Raw genomic sequence first — 14803 nt, forward strand, 5'->3', positions numbered from 1 at the left:
CATGTTGCGGAGACGGGGCTTCAGATGGTTACGATACGGCCGCTAGCGGCGGAACGTTTGATGGCTTCGAACGTGCGCACGTTCGCCAGCATTTCGTGATGCGGCACCGGATAGGGCGTGCCGCCGAGCGCGGCACGACCGAACGCCTCGATGTTGTCGCGCACCGCCGGATGCGCCGGATAGTCCGAGACGATCGGCGCAGCATCGCGCAGCGTGCGGGTGACGTCCCAGCCGGTCGGGTGTTCCGGATGGGTGCGGTCGCGGATTTCCATCCAGCCTTTCGAGCCGAGCAGCGCCAGCCGGCCCATGAAGGGCGTCGCCAGCACGGCCGTCAGCGTCGCGCTGGCGCCGGATTCGAAGGTCAGCATGATCGATAGCATGTCGCCATTGGCGAAGTGGCTGCCGCGGGTGGCGAGATGCGCCCAGACCTGCTTCGGCTGGCCTAGAAATGAAATGGCCAGGTCAACCAGATGGATCCCGGTCGCCGACAGTGGTCCGACGGGATTCTCCGTCGGTGACAGCCGCCAGTTGTCGGCCGGCAGGCCGAGGAATTTGTCCTGGCTGAAGTTGGCCTCGAACACCAGCGCCTCGCCGAACTCGCCGTCGGTGAAGCGCTGCTTCATTTCGATCACGGCCGGCTCGAAGCGCCGCTCGTGGCCGATGCCGAGCGTCATCCCGGCTTTCTGCACGGCTTCGATCGCGCGCTCGGCTTCAGCACCGGTGGTGCATAGCGGCTTCTCGCAGAATACGTGCTTGCCGGCGCGCGCCGCCGCCTCGATCTGCGCGGCGTGTTCGGTTTGCGGCGAGCACAGGATCACCGCCTGGATGTCGGGTCGCGACAGGGCTTCCTCGAAGCTGCCGCACGTCGCCATGCCGAGCTCAGTAGCAACCTTGTTGCGAACGGCCTCCAGCGGGTCGACGCCAAGGAGCGGCTTGACGACGTCGCTCGAAGCCAAAGCGCGGGCGATCGTCTGCCCCCACCAGCCCAGTCCGATAATAGCCGCGTTGATCATGCGATATTCCGATGTCGATGGAGGTTACTTGCGCGACGACCAGTAGGCCGGGATGCTGCTGATGACGTCGTTGTCGCCGAGGCCTTCGGCTTCGGCTTCCGCGAACACGGCAGCCGCGCTTTCGGCAACCGGCAGCGTGGTGCCGAGCTTCTTCGCGTAGTTTACCGCGGTGAGCAGGTCCTTCTTGCCGCCGCTCACCGAGAACTGCGTCGCAGCGCGTTCGCCGGTGGCGAGCAGTTTGACGATGTCGGCGGCGCGCATCTTAAGCGCGGGCGGCGCGCCGGGCGTGTCGGCGAGAATGTCGATCAGGCGCTCCGGCGGCAGGCCGAGCGGCCTGCACAGAGTCAGCGATTCCGCGAGTGCCTGCAGATAGACCATTAGCGGCAGGTTGACCGCGAGCTTGACTGCCGCACCGGCGCCGAGCGCGCCGACGTGCTCGACGCGGCGACAGAGCTGTTCAAGCAACGGCAGCGCGCGCGCGAAATCGGCCTCCGTGCCGCCCGCGAGGCCGAACAATTTGCCGTCACGCGCCGGCCCAACGGTGCCGCCGACCGGGCATTCGACGAAGCCGCCGCCGGCCTTGGTGACGGCCGTGCCGAGTTCGATCATCGTCTCCGGCAGCACGGTGCTCATGTCGATGATGAGCTTGCCGGCGAGGTCCGCTTTCAACAGGCCATTGTCGGCGTTGTAGACCGCCTGCATCGCAGCATCGTTCAGCAGCATGACAATGGTGATGTCGCAGGCCGCGACCAGCGCCGCCGGCGTGTCGGCGCGGCTGGCGCCGGCATCGACCAGCGGCTTGGTCTTTCCGGCGTCGCGATTCCACACCGTAAGGTCATGGCCTTGTGACATGACCCGCTGGCCGATCGCCGCGCCCATCCGTCCCGTTCCGCAGATCCCGATCTTCATGCTGGTTCCTTATTCATTGCGCGTTGATGGCGGCTTCGAGCCGGTCGAAGGTCAGTGGCATGTCGCGGCCGCGGACGCCGAGCGCATGCGCGATCGCGTTGCCGATCGCGGCAGCCACGGGGCCCGCCGCGCATTCGCCGGCGCCGAGGGCGAATTCGCCGGGGCGCTCGATGATGGTGGTCTGGATCCGCGGGATCTCGGAGAATTTAAGGATCGGGTAGTCGTCCCACGCGCGTACCGCGAAGCCGTCGGATGTCCACGACACCTGCTCCTTCAGCGTCCAGCTTGCGGCCTGAATCACGCCGCCCTCGATCTGGTTGAGCGTGCCGTCGCGATGGATGATCTCGCCGGCATCGAGCGCGCCATAGACGTCCTTGATGGTGATGACGTCGGTGATCTCGACGGTCGCGACCGCGGCGTAATAGGCGCCGTGGTTCTTGTAGCGGCTGAAGCCGATCCCGCGGCCGATGCCTTCGCCGCCCTTGTCCGCCGGGTCCCATTGCGCAAGCTCAGCGGCGGCGCGGATCACCGCTTCGGCGCGCGGCTCGTCGAGATGGCGCAGCCGGAATTCGACGGGATCGATGCCGGCCAGCGCCGCGAGCTCGTCCATGAAGCTTTCGATCGCGAACACGTTGCAATGCGCGCCAAGCGACCGCAGTGCCGAGGATCGCAAGGGTCCCTGTGGCAGCAGATGATGCGTGATGCTACGCTTGCCGAGATTATACAGCGGCACGGCGTTGCGGTCACCGCCGCCATAGGGACGCGGCGCCTCGCTGGGCGGACCCGGCGGATGCGGCGGATCGATCTGCTGTGCGGCGAGCAGGTTGACGCCGTCGCCGAAACCGGGCCGCGCCAGATGCGGCGGGCTCCAGACGGCGTGGCGCCACTCCACGATCTGGCCGTTAGCATCAACCGCGCCATCGAGCTCGACACGCATCGCAGCGCCGAATGGCGACCAGCTCAGCTCGTCGGCGCGGGTCCACTGGCACATTACCGGCACTTTTGCAGTACGCGCTAGCAGCGCAGCGTCGAGTGCCACGTCATCGGCGCCGTTATGGCCATAGCACCCGGCGCCCTGGGCGTGGATCACGCGCACGCTGTCGTTCTTCAGATGCAGCGCGCGCGCCAGCGCGCCGCGCAGCGGGTGGATGCCCTGCGAATGCGACCACACCGTCACTTGATCGGCGTCCCATGCAGCGATAGCGCAGGAGGGACCGATCGAGGCATGCGCGATGAACCCTCGGGAATAGGCGGCGTGGTGGCGATGCTGCGCCACCGGCTCCGGACCTTCGTCCGCAAGAAAGGTCGTGCTGCGCGGCGTCAGCGCCGCGATCCAGGCGTGCGTATCAGCAGTTTCGGGCAGTTCGGCGTCGCGCTGCCACTGCGCGGTACGGCCGGCGACGTCGATCGCGCGCAACGCCTGCTCATCACGGCGCGCGACCACGCCCATGAACGAGCCGTCGACCACGACGGCGACGACGCCGGGCAGGGTGGCCACTTTGTCAATATCGAACGAGACGAGGCGGTCGCGGGGATGCGCGCCACGCATCACGCGGCCGTAATGCATGCCGGGCAACGCCATGTCCTGGATGAAGGCCGCGCCGGTCAATTTGCGGTCCAGGTCGAGCCGTTGCAGGTGGCCCGCATCGATGGTGCCGCCGAGCATGCGTGGCTCCGGCAGGTCGGCGGTCGACTGATCGAGATCGACGTCGGCGGCGAGGGCCCAATAGCTGACGCCTTCGTTGCTTTGGGCGCGGGTGAAGACGCCGGCCTGCACCACGATGTCGCCTTCGCCGAGCACGGTCTGCGCGCGCTGCGCGAACAGTTCGCGAACCATCGCGCAGACCCAGCGCATCGCCGCGCCGCCATGTTCCACCGAAAAGCTGCCAGCCGTGTAACCTTCGTCCGGCGAAGTGTCGGTGTCGGCCGGCTGCATGCGGATACGCGCCAAGTCGACGCCGAGTTCCTTGGCCGCGATCGCGGCGATCGCGGTGACGGCGCCCTGTCCCAGTTCCACCTTGCCGGTGCGAATGGTGATAAAATCCGATCCGTCGATCGAGACCCACCTGCCGAGCCGCGGATTGAGTGCCAGATTGGCGGGGAGCTTCGTCATGAAGCAGTTCCCGGCGTGCCGGCGATAGCACGATCGATCGCGCGCAAGATGCGGCCCTGCGCGCCGCAGCGGCACAGGTGGCGCTCGTCCAGCGTCTCCACGATCTCGCGGCGGTTCGCCGGCGGGGTGCGGCCGAGCAGCCCGGTCACGGTCATGATGATGCCGTTGATGCAGTAGCCGCATTGCGCGGCCTGCTCGTCGAGGAAGTTTCGCTGCAGGGCGCCTGGCGCCCCGTTTCGGGTCAGGCCTTCGATGGTCACGACGTTGCGGTTAGCAACTGTGTACAGCGGAGTGGTGCAGGACTGGATCGGCTGGCCGTCCAGCAGCACCGTGCAAGCGCCGCAATTGCCCTGCGCGCAGCCGACGCGGGCTCCCTTGAGGTCGAGATCCTGCCGCAATGCCAGCAGTAGCGACAGATCTTCGGCGGCCGTCACGGTCACGGCGGCGCCGTTGACGTTGAATACCCACGTTCTCTCAGCAGAATTTGCCAAAACCATTGTCTCCGAATTGATCAATGGGCGTGGTAGACGCCGAGATGCTTGGCGACAAGGTCTTCGTCCGTGCGGACCTGCTCGGCAGTTCCTACAAAAGCGCAGCGGCCGGTGTTGAGGATCACCGCCTGGTCGGCAACCTCGAGTGCCAGCTTGCGGTTCTGCTCGACCAGGATGATCGACTGTCCCTCGGACTTCAGTCTCTTGATGGTCTGGCCGACCTCGGCGACGATCAGCGGCGCCAGCCCTTCCGAGGGCTCGTCGAGCAGCAGCACCGAGGGATTGCCCATCAACGCGCGCCCGATCGCCAGCATCTGCTGCTCGCCGCCGGACAGCGTGCCGGCATATTGCGCGTGGCGTTCCTGCAGCCGAGGGAACATTTCGAAGATGCGTTCCAGCGTCCACGGCCGGTCGGTCTCGTTGAGCCGCTGTCGCGCGACGACGAGGTTTTCGCGAACGGACAGCGACGGAAAGATCCGGCGGCCCTGCGGCACCAGGCCGATTCCGAGCCGCGAGATGCGTTCCGGGCTCAGTCCGGTGATCGGGGTTCCGAACAGCCGGATTTCGCCCTGCGGCGGCGTAAGAAATCCGACGATGGTGGAGATGCAAGTCGTTTTGCCGGCGCCGTTGCGTCCCAGCAGCGCCAGCACCTGGCCGGCCTGCAGGGAAAAGCTGACACCATGCAGCACATGGCTGTCGCCGTAGAACGTATCGATGCCGGTGAGGTTGAGCGCATCAGTTGCCAAGGTACACCTCACGCGTTTTCTCGTCGGCGATGACCGCGTCGCGCTCGCCGTCCACGATCACGCTGCCATAGTTCAGCAGCGTCACGGTCTCGGCGAGATCGAGCGCGGTATCCATGTCGTGTTCGATCATGACTACGGCGGTCTCGCGCGGGATCTCCGCGATCAGCGCCTTCACCGTCGTGCGCTCGGAGGCCGACAGGCCGGCGAGCGGCTCGTCGAGCAAAAGCACGCGCGGTTTCTGCGCCAGCGCCATCGCCAGTTCGACGCGACGCTTCTCGCCATAGGCGATGTCGGAGACCGGATGCGAGGCGCGATCTTCGAGGCCGACCATCGCCAGGATGCGGCGCGACTCGCGGGCAAGGTCCTCGTAGGATGACAACGAGCGGAACGGCTGCCAGCGCTCCCGCCGCAGTCCCATCAGGCCCAGCGTGACATTGTGCTCCAGCGTGTCGTCAGTGAACAACGTGATGATCTGATAGGTCCGCGACAGCCCGCAATGCGCGCGCTGGTCGGGCCGCAGCCGCGTGATATCCTGGCCGAACAGTTTGACCTGGCCGGAATTCGGCAGCATGTCGCCGGTGATCTGGTTGAACAGGGTCGTCTTGCCGGCGCCGTTGGGACCGATCATCAGGCGGCGCTCGCCGGGACGCACTCTCAGCGAGACGTTCTTGGTGACCTTGAGGCCGCCGAATGCCTTGCAGAGGTCGGTAATCTCCAGTGCGTATTCGTGAGTCATGGCTGCGTCCTCCCGAACCGGCCGAGCAGCTTGCGTGCGCCGGGCACGATGCCGGTCGGCATGAACAGTACGATCAGAAGGAAGATGATGCCGAGCAGCATGTTCCAGCGCTCGATATAGGCCGAGGCGTAATTCTTCAGTAGGCTGACCAGGGCTGCGCCGACCACCGGGCCGCCGAGCGTGCCCGAGCCGCCGGCGATCACCCCGAGCAGGCCCTCGGCGGAGTTGGTGATCGAGAGCGAGGTCGGGTGAATATACTTGTGATAGTAGACGTAGAGCAGGCCCGCAATACCGGCCCAGAAGCCCGCATAGATGAAGGTGATCCAGCGGATCATCCAGGGATTGAAGCCGAGCGCCGCCATCCGGCGCGGCTGGTCGCGGACGCCCTTCAGCGAGGAGCCGAACGCGGACATCACAAAGATCGCCATGGCACCGAAGGCGAAGGCGCTGACGATCAGCGTGAACCAGTAGAACTCCGCCGGGCCTTCCAGCGAGATGCCGAACGGCAGCGGCCGGGTGATGCCGGAAATGCCGTTGTCGCCATTGGTGAACCCTGTCATGCGATAGGCGAGGCCCCACAATACCTGGGACATTGCCAGCGTGATCATAAGGAAGCCCAATCCGGTTGCGCGCAGGGCGAGCAGGCCGAACAGCGCGGCGCAGATCGTGGTGCCGACGATGGAGATCAGCGCCGCGGCGCCATTGCCCATGCCGTACTGCGTGGTCAGGATCGCGACGATGTAGGACGCCAGCCCCATATAGGTGGCATGCCCGAGCGAGGTCATGCCGCCATAGCCGACGAGCATGTTGAGGCTCATCGCGAAGATCACGGCGATCAGCACCTGCGTGCTCAGGTTGACGTAGAAATCGCCGGAAAATAGCGGTAGCGCGATAAGCCCGATGGCGAGGAGGACGAGAGCGAGTTTCTTCATGTCTGGAGTCGCCCGAACAGGCCACGCGGGCGAAACGCGATGACAGCGATCATCGGCAGGAACAGGATGATGTAGGCGAGATCGGGGACCAGTGCGGCCCCAAAGGTGTAGATGAAGCCGATGATGAAGCTGCCGACGAAGGCGCCGAGCAGGCTGCCGACGCCGCCGAGGATGACGACGATCAGCGCGAGCGGCAGCATGTCGGCATCGAGCCCGGGATAGGCCGACAGCACAGGGCCGCCGAGCACGCCGCCGGCGCCCGCGATGCCGGCACCGAGGCAGAATACGGCGGTAAACAGTTTCGAGACGGGAATGCCAACCGCACGCGCCATCTGCCGGTCATCGACGCCGGCGCGGATCATCGCGCCGATCCGCGTGCGCTCAAGCAAGAGATAGAGCGCAAAGGAGACCGCCAGCGCGCAGGCGACGATGACCAGCCGGTAGGTCGGGAACACGAAGCCGAACAGCCGAGTCGGCGCCTGGAAATTAGCCGGCGTCGGCACCGGGATCGGATCGCCGCCCCACAGGATCAAACAGGCGTCGGCAATGATCAGCGACATCCCGAGCGTGACCAGCACCTGGCCGAGCGGGTTGGTACTGAGACGGCGCAGCACCAGTCGCTCGAACAGGCCGCCCAACGCCGCGACCAAGAGGCCGCTTCCGATCGCCACAACCCAGAAATTGAGGCCTTCGAAGGTGCGCAGCGCTATTGCGCCGAAATAGGCGCCGAGCATGAAAAACGCGCCATGCGTCAGGTTGGCGAGCCGCATCAGGCCGAAGATCAGCGAAAAGCCGGAGGCGAGCAGGAACAGCAGGGCGCCAAGCGACAGGCTGTTCAGAGATTGAATGATCCAGAACTGCATGGATCAGTCCGCGCGTCGACGCAGCATGGCGGCAAGCAGCAGTGACCGCCTATGTTCGACAACGCTGATGATTTTTCGAACCGACATGGCCAGTCTCCCTCCCTGGGATCAGCGGCACCATCCCTTTGCCATTGGCCGTTTGGCGCGGCACGCAAAGAGTAAGGCGCAGTTGCAAGCAACTTACGAATGGTTTGTACGTTCCTAACCGCTTCTGGTGGCGGCCTGTGTTTGCACCGAGCGTAAATTGGTCGTCTGCAATTACGACCACAGTGTTCTCCACTCTCGCTAATTTATCAAGTGAAAAATTAGCGTTGAGCGACCGGTTGATGCCGCATTGCAACCGACTACTTCGCGTGCATCTCGTTTCGATACCAGTCGCCGATCTCGCTCGCGGTCATCAGCGCCACGCCATCGTGGCCGATGACGTAGTCAAGCACTTCCTCAAGATAGCGGATGCGGTGCGGCACGCCGGTGATGTAGGGATGGATAGACACCGCCATCACGCGGGCGTTGTCGGCACCTTCCAGGTACAACCGGTCGAACTGGTCCTTGCAGCGCTGCACGAAGACGTCGGACGGAAGATGCTGCAGCGCGTGGATCACGATGTCGTTGGTTTCGACAGTATAGGGCACCGAGGTGATGATGCCGTGCGGTGTCTGGATCTCCTGCGGCAGGTCGTCGATGACCCAGTCCGCGACGTATTCGATGCCGTTGGCGCGAAGCAGGTCCAGTGTTTCGTTATTCTCGGTGAGTCCGGGACTCTCCCACGACCGCGGCGCCTTACCGGTGAAGGCGCCAATCGTGTCGACGGTGCGCTTGATCGCATCATTCTGGTTCTCAACCTTGTGCATCGGCCCCTGTACGAAGCCGTGACCCATAAATTCGAAGCCGGCGTCGCGCGCCGCTTCCGCCACCCGCGGATAGGAGTTGCAGACGTTGCCATTGATGGCGAGCGTGGTCGGGATGTTGCGATCGGTCAGCGCCTTCATCTGCCTCCAGAAGCCGGCGCGCATGCCGTATTCATGCCACGACCAGTTCGGCACGTCGGGCAGCATCGGCTGTCCCATCGGCGGCGACAGCACGGTGCGCGGCATCGAATTCTCGATGCGCCAGTCCTCGACATTGAGGATGACCCAGAAGGCGAGCTTCTTGCCGCCGGGCAGGGTGAGCTTGGGACGGTCGAACAGCGCCTGGTAGGGAATGCGATCGGTAATGGCCATGGTCTATCCGACCGCCTTTGCGCGCGCCGGAGCGGACGCATTGATGAGCGGCATCACCTTCTCGGCCATCAGGATCATCGAGCGGCGGCCGAGCTCACGATCCTTCCAGTCCTTGCCGGCATAGAGCAGCGTGCCGAACTCACCGACCTCCTCTTGAAAGGCGAGGATTTGGTCGGCAACGCTGTCCGGCGTGCCGAAGATGACCAGCTTGTCGATAACCATCTCCAGCGTCACTTCGTGGTCGGGCTGGTCGCGGTGGGTCTTGAACAATTCGATACGACCGTTCTTTTTCAGCTTGGTGAACAACGAGCGATAGTAATAGGCGTAGGGACCGTCAGGATCGGTCGCGTAGGCTCTTGCCTTCGCGGCATCATCGGCAACGAACACGCTCTTGGCGACGCGCCAGTTGGCGGGATCGGCAGCGCGGCCGCTGCGCTCGCAGCCCTCGACATATTTCGGCCAGTGGCTCTTGACCCAGGCCGGCATCAGGAAGTTCGCCGAGATCGGATCCCAGCCGCGGATCGCGGCTTCGGTGACGCCCTTGGAAAACGGCGCGACCGCGGTGACGACGATCGGTGGATGCGGGCGCTGCAAGGGTTTCGGGATGTAGCCCTGGCCGATTTCCTTGACGAGCGTCTTCTCGGTCGAGACCGTCCAGTACTTGCCCTTCAGGTTGTACGGCGGCTCCGAGGTCCAGATCTCGAGGATCTGGTTGATGGCTTCGAGGAACATCTCGTGGCGGTTGGCGTCGAGATTGCCGAACACCTCGGCGTCGGACAGCAAGCCGCCGGGGCTGATACCGAAGATGAAGCGGCCGTCGAGCATGTGGTCGATCATCGCCAGCGTCGAGGCGACCGCGGCGGGATGGCTGTTCGGCATGTTGACGGTGCCGGTGCCGAGCCTGATCTGTTTGGTCGCGGCGGCGATCCAGGCAATGAAGGCGACGCATGAGGTAATGTTCTCGGCGCGGTCGGTGACGTGTTCGCCGACATAGGCTTCGCTGAAGCCGAGTTCATCGGCGAGCAGGAACGCCTCGCGGTCCTCCGCCAGCGTCTGGCGCCAGTCCTTGTCGAGCGGATGGATCGGCATCGTGAAGAAGCCAAGCTGCATGAAGTGCCTCCCAATTCTGTTGGGAGAAACCTAGAGATTGTCATGCAGTATAAAAAATGATTATTTCTACTGTCTCGCATCAAGGAAGTTGATGGAATGGTCTCTCTCCGACAGTTGAAGTCTTTCGTCGCAGTGGTCGAGGAGGGTTCCTTCACCGCCGCGGGCGAGCGGGAGGGCGCGACGCAGTCGGGTATCTCGCAACACGTCAAGACGCTCGAGGAGGAACTTGGCACGCCGCTGTTCGGCCGCAACGGCCGTGCGATCGAGGCGACGCTGGCGGGGAAGCAGTATTATCTCGACTGCGTCGATATTCTGAAGCGTCTTGATGCAGCGCACCATGAAGTCGCCGTCCGTCAGAACGGGGGCGTGGCGCGGATCGGGGTGATGCCGACGATCTCGCGCTCCATTCTCGCGCCAACGCTGGACAAGTTCCTGCAAACGTCGCCGGGCGCGGAGATCAGCATCATCGAGGCCTATTCCGGGGTGCTCACCGATCTGTTGCTGAAAGGCGAACTCGACCTCGCGGTGGTGCCGGCGTTCGAGGGCGCGGTCGGGCTGTCGAGCCACCTGCTTCTGCACGACCGCGAAATGCTGGTGACGGCCAAGCGCCACGACGGCCAGCATCTCACGCCGGTCAGCCTCGCCAGCCTCGGGCCGTTGAAGATCGTGTTGCCCGGCAAGCAGAACACGCGGCGCCGCAACATCGAGACCTACTTCGCCGCCAACGGCGTCAACGTCGCGCGCCGGCTGGAGATGGACGCGATGATGGGGACGCTCGAATTCGTCGCGGCGACCGACTGGGTCGTTGTCCTGCCGTTCGTGATGATGTCGTCCGACATCGACCGTGACCGCTTCGACATCCGGCCGCTGGCCGATCCGCCGATGTATTCCGACTTCATCCTGATCGAGCCGTCGCGCAAGCTGATGACGCCGGCGGCAGCCCTGTTCGCCAGCGTTCTGAAGGCGGAGTCCGAGCGATCGACGGAACTGTTCCGTGCTCGCGTGGCGCCGCAACTCAACGACTGAGCGCTATTTAGCCGGCGCGCGCTTGTCGAGCACCTCGAACACCGCGGCGGTGTCCTTGTCGCCGAGGCCTTGCTGCATCGCCTCGGTGTAGACCGGCTGAGTCAGGTCGAACATCGGCGTCGGGCAGTGCAGTTCCTCGGCAAAGGCGCCGATGATCGCCATGTCCTTTTTCCAGGTCGAGATTCGCATGGTTGCCGGCTCGTAGACGCCTGACACCATCATCGGCGCGCGCATCTGGAACATGCGCGAGCCGCCAGCGCCGGGGCCGACCAGTTCGACGACCTGCTGCAGGTCGAGGCCGGCGCGCTGCGCCAGCACCATCGCCTCTGCGGTTGCGACATTGTGAATGGCGACTAGATGGTTGGCGACAAACTTCATCCGGCTGCCGTTGCCGTAGACGCCGAGGTCGGCATTCTGCTTGCTGAAGTCTGCGAAAAGCGCAGTGCATTTCGCGATCGCTGCGCTGTCGCCAGATGCATAGACGATGAGGTCGCGCACCGCGGCTTGAGCGCCGGTGCCGCTCAACGGGCAGTCGAGCGCGATGTGTCCGGCGGCGGCAAGGATGTCGCGGAAGCGAAGCTTGTCACTGATCGTCAGTGTGCTCAGTTCCACGACGATCCGCGGGCTCGCGCCCGAGCGGCTGATCTCTTCAGCAACTGAAAACGCGGCGGCGGGGGAGGGGAGGCTGGTCATCACCAGCTCCGCCTTTTCGACGACTTCGGCGATGTTGGCCGCAAGGGTGACGCCTTTGGCAGCCAGCTCGCTGCCGCGCTTCGAATCGACGTCGTAGCCGATCACGGTCCAGTCGCGTTCGATCAGGTTGGGCGCAATCGCGCCGCCCATAATGCCGAGGCCGATCATTCCAACGGTCTTGCTCATCTCGATCACTCCGGCTGTCTGGTGCACTATCGTCTGTGCTTGAAAACCTATTAATCATTCGATAAACAGATTTCGCCGGTGGCCGCAATGATCTCTTCTGCTGCGCTGCACGCGTATGCCTTCGTCTGAAACCCGTCGAGCAAGGATAATCTCATGACCTCCCTGACGCTTCACTTTGCCGACACGTTGATCGACGCCGCGTTGAAAAAGGGCCGCGAGCTGAAATTGGCGCCGCTGACGGTTGCCGTGCTCGATGCCGGCGGCCACCTCGTCGCCCTGAAGCGCGAGGACCATTCCGGAATTTTTCGCGTCGAGATCGCCAGTGGCAAGGCCTATGGCGCGCTCGGCATGGGTTTCGACTCGCGCGAACTCGGCGAGCGTTCGCAGAAGATGCCGGTGTTCTTCGGCGCGCTGGCCGTAGCCAGCGGCGGCCGCATGGTGCCGGTCGCCGGCGGCGTGCTGATCCGCAATGCCGACAATCATGTGATCGGCGCGGTCGGCATTTCCGGCGATACGTCGGACAACGACGAGGTGTGTGCGATCGCCGGCATCGAGGCCGCGCAGGCCGGCTGATCCACCTGCAGCGATGGACTACGGACGCCAAGGCGCGCCAGCCCTTGTCGAAGCATGATCGTCGTGATAATTATCAGTCGATAATTAAAAATATCCAGGGAGAGCCAGCATGGCGAAGTACCTCAAGCGCGGTCGCGATGCGACGTTGCGCGCCGAAGACGATCACGATGTCCGCGTTGCCGTCGAGGCCATGCTGGCGGACATCGAGAATCGCGGCGACGAGGCGGTTCGCGACTTGTCGGTCAAGTTCGACAAATGGGACCGCGCAGATTACCGGCTCACCGATGCCGAGATCAAGGACTGCCTGGCGCAGCTCTCGCAGCGTAATCTCGACGACATCAAGTTCGCGCAGACCCAGGTTCGCAATTTTGCCGAACACCAGCGCAATTCGATGAAGGATGTCGAGGTCGAGACGCTGCCCGGCATCGTGCTCGGCCACAAGCATATCCCTGTCAATTCGGTCGGCTGCTACGTCCCCGGCGGAAAATACCCGCTGCTGGCCTCCGCGCACATGTCGGTGATCACTGCCAAGGTCGCTGGCGTCGACCGTATCGTCACCTGCGCGCCGCCCTATCAGGGCAAGCCGGCGCCGGCGATCGTGGCCGCGCAGCATCTCGCCGGTGCGGACGAGATCTATTGTCTCGGTGGCATCCAGGCCGTCGGCGCAATGGCGATCGGCACCCAGTCGATCGCTTCCGTCGACATGCTGGTCGGCCCCGGCAATGCCTATGTCGCCGAAGCCAAGAGACAGCTGTTCGGCCGCGTCGGCATCGACCTGTTCGCCGGCCCGACCGAGACGCTGGTGATCGCCGACGACACCGTCGACGGCGAAATATGCGCAACCGATCTGCTAGGGCAGGCCGAGCACGGCCCGAACTCGCCGGCCATTTTGCTGACCAATTCGGAGAAGCTCGCGCGCGACACGATGGCCGAGATCGAGCGGCTCCTGCAGATCCTGCCGACCGCCGCGGTCGCCCGCAAGGCGTGGGAGGATTACGGCGAGGTGATTGTCTGCTCGTCCGAAGAGGAGATGGTCGAGGTCGCCGACGGCATCGCCTCCGAGCATGTCCAGGTGATGACGCGCGACCCCGATTACTTCCTCAAGCACATGACCAACTACGGTGCGCTGTTCCTCGGGCCGCGCACCAATGTCGCTTACGGCGACAAGGTCATTGGCACCAACCACACGCTACCGACCGCAAAGGCGGCGCGCTATACCGGCGGCCTGTGGGTCGGCAAGTTCATGAAGACCGTGACCTACCAGAGGGTGCTGACCGATGAGGCCTCGGCGATGATCGGAGCCTATTGTTCGCGCCTTTGCCTGCTGGAAGGCTTTGTCGGCCACGCCGAGCAGGCCAATGTGCGCGTCCGCCGTTACGGCGGCCGCAATATTCCCTACGGCGGTCCGGCCGAATGAGCGCGGTCACGCTGCCGACCACGCCGTCGTTCCGGCTCGACGGCCGCCGCGCGCTGGTCACCGGGGCAGGGCGCGGCATCGGGCTCGCCGCCGCTGCCGCTTTGGCCGAGCATGGCGCGCACGTCACGCTGTGCGCGCGCACGCCGGCGGAGATCGATGAGGCCGCAGCCGCCTTGCGCGATCGCGGCCATCACGCCGACAGCCTCGCGCTCGACGTCACCGATCTCGCGGCGTTTGCTGCCGCAGTTGCAGCCGCACCGCCGTTCGACATTTTTGTCAACAACGCCGGCACCAACCGGCCGAACCCGTTCCTCGACGTGTCCGTCGTGGATTTTGACGTTGTGATGAATCTCAACGTCCGCGCCGCCTTCTTCGCGGCGCAGGCGGTGGCGCGGCGGATGCGGGATGCGGGTGTGAAGGGCTCGATCATCCATATGTCGTCGCAGATGGGGCAGGTCGGCGGCGTCAACCGCTCGCTGTATTGCGCGTCGAAATGGGCGATGGAGGGTTTTTCGAAGTCGTTGGCCCTCGACCTCGCGGCCTCCGGCATTCGCAGCAATACGTTGTGCCCCACCTTCATCGAAACGCCGATGACCAAACCGTTCCTCGAGAACGCCGCGTTCCGCGACAGCGTCGTCGCGAAGATCAAGCTCGGCCGGGTCGGGCAGGTCGAAGACCTGATGGGCGCGCTGGTGTTCCTGGCCTCTGATGCATCGTCGCTGATGACGGGATCGTCGCTGGTCATCGATGGCGGCTGGACCGCGGACTAGTCGCG

15 protein-coding genes are annotated in these 14803 nt (G+C 64.4%); 4 read left to right on the top strand and 11 right to left on the bottom strand.

Going from position 1 to position 14803, the window contains the following annotated elements:
• Positions 1–20: 20 nt before the first annotated feature.
• The 10 genes from FNL56_RS09190 to FNL56_RS09235 all read right to left on the bottom strand — a co-directional run bounded on the left by FNL56_RS09190 (position 21) and on the right by FNL56_RS09235 (position 10133).
• Positions 21–1013 carry a Gfo/Idh/MocA family protein gene (locus FNL56_RS09190; protein ID WP_143572495.1) on the bottom strand — a complete coding sequence of 331 codons (993 nt, stop codon included), beginning with the start codon at positions 1011–1013 and terminating at the stop codon, positions 21–23.
• Positions 1014–1037: 24 nt separating this feature from the next.
• Entirely contained in the window at positions 1038–1922 is an 885-nt protein-coding gene (locus FNL56_RS09195) for an NAD(P)-dependent oxidoreductase (protein WP_143572496.1), read from the bottom strand.
• A 13-nt stretch (positions 1923–1935) separates the two neighbouring features.
• Complete coding sequence (locus FNL56_RS09200; protein ID WP_143572497.1) at positions 1936–4035, bottom strand: xanthine dehydrogenase family protein molybdopterin-binding subunit; 2100 nt, start codon at positions 4033–4035, stop codon at positions 1936–1938.
• Positions 4032–4526: a (2Fe-2S)-binding protein gene (locus FNL56_RS09205; RefSeq protein ID WP_246661639.1), complete on the bottom strand. Its 495-nt coding sequence runs from the start codon at positions 4524–4526 to the stop codon at positions 4032–4034. The genes FNL56_RS09200 and FNL56_RS09205 overlap by 4 nt, the downstream gene beginning before the upstream one ends.
• A 20-nt stretch (positions 4527–4546) precedes the next feature.
• Positions 4547–5272 (bottom strand): ABC transporter ATP-binding protein, encoded by a 726-nt coding sequence (locus FNL56_RS09210; RefSeq protein WP_143572499.1) that lies wholly within the window; start codon positions 5270–5272, stop codon positions 4547–4549.
• Positions 5262–6008 carry an ABC transporter ATP-binding protein gene (locus FNL56_RS09215; RefSeq protein WP_143572500.1) on the bottom strand — a complete coding sequence of 249 codons (747 nt, stop codon included), beginning with the start codon at positions 6006–6008 and terminating at the stop codon, positions 5262–5264. Before FNL56_RS09215 ends, FNL56_RS09210 begins: the two co-directional genes overlap by 11 nt.
• Entirely contained in the window at positions 6005–6940 is a 936-nt protein-coding gene (locus FNL56_RS09220) for a branched-chain amino acid ABC transporter permease (protein ID WP_143572501.1), read from the bottom strand. The genes FNL56_RS09215 and FNL56_RS09220 overlap by 4 nt, the downstream gene beginning before the upstream one ends.
• Complete coding sequence (locus FNL56_RS09225; RefSeq protein WP_143572502.1) at positions 6937–7803, bottom strand: branched-chain amino acid ABC transporter permease; 867 nt, start codon at positions 7801–7803, stop codon at positions 6937–6939. The genes FNL56_RS09220 and FNL56_RS09225 overlap by 4 nt, the downstream gene beginning before the upstream one ends.
• 344 nt (positions 7804–8147) lie before the next feature.
• Positions 8148–9023 carry a polysaccharide deacetylase family protein gene (locus FNL56_RS09230; protein WP_143577715.1) on the bottom strand — a complete coding sequence of 292 codons (876 nt, stop codon included), beginning with the start codon at positions 9021–9023 and terminating at the stop codon, positions 8148–8150.
• A 3-nt stretch (positions 9024–9026) separates the two neighbouring features.
• Positions 9027–10133, bottom strand: a complete 1107-nt coding sequence (locus tag FNL56_RS09235; RefSeq protein ID WP_143572504.1) for an LLM class flavin-dependent oxidoreductase — start codon at positions 10131–10133, stop codon at positions 9027–9029.
• 96 nt (positions 10134–10229) lie between these two features.
• Between FNL56_RS09235 and FNL56_RS09240 the strand changes: the two genes are divergently transcribed.
• Positions 10230–11159 (top strand): LysR family transcriptional regulator, encoded by a 930-nt coding sequence (locus tag FNL56_RS09240; protein ID WP_143572505.1) that lies wholly within the window; start codon positions 10230–10232, stop codon positions 11157–11159.
• Between the two features lie 3 nt (positions 11160–11162).
• Here FNL56_RS09240 and FNL56_RS09245 read toward each other — a convergent pair whose 3' ends face one another.
• On the bottom strand, positions 11163–12038 hold the full coding sequence (locus FNL56_RS09245) for an NAD(P)-dependent oxidoreductase (RefSeq protein ID WP_143572506.1): 876 nt from the start codon (positions 12036–12038) through the stop codon (positions 11163–11165).
• 153 nt (positions 12039–12191) lie between these two features.
• Between FNL56_RS09245 and FNL56_RS09250 the strand changes: the two genes are divergently transcribed.
• The 3 genes from FNL56_RS09250 to FNL56_RS09260 all read left to right on the top strand — a co-directional run bounded on the left by FNL56_RS09250 (position 12192) and on the right by FNL56_RS09260 (position 14798).
• Complete coding sequence (locus FNL56_RS09250; RefSeq protein ID WP_143572507.1) at positions 12192–12611, top strand: GlcG/HbpS family heme-binding protein; 420 nt, start codon at positions 12192–12194, stop codon at positions 12609–12611.
• Between the two features lie 109 nt (positions 12612–12720).
• Positions 12721–14028: a histidinol dehydrogenase gene (gene hisD / locus FNL56_RS09255; RefSeq protein ID WP_143572508.1), complete on the top strand. Its 1308-nt coding sequence runs from the start codon at positions 12721–12723 to the stop codon at positions 14026–14028.
• Entirely contained in the window at positions 14025–14798 is a 774-nt protein-coding gene (locus tag FNL56_RS09260) for an SDR family NAD(P)-dependent oxidoreductase (protein ID WP_143572509.1), read from the top strand. Before hisD ends, FNL56_RS09260 begins: the two co-directional genes overlap by 4 nt.
• Positions 14799–14803: the final 5 nt, after the last annotated feature.

It is taken from the genome of Tardiphaga sp. vice304 (assembly GCF_007018905.1).
GTDB lineage: Bacteria > Pseudomonadota > Alphaproteobacteria > Rhizobiales > Xanthobacteraceae > Tardiphaga.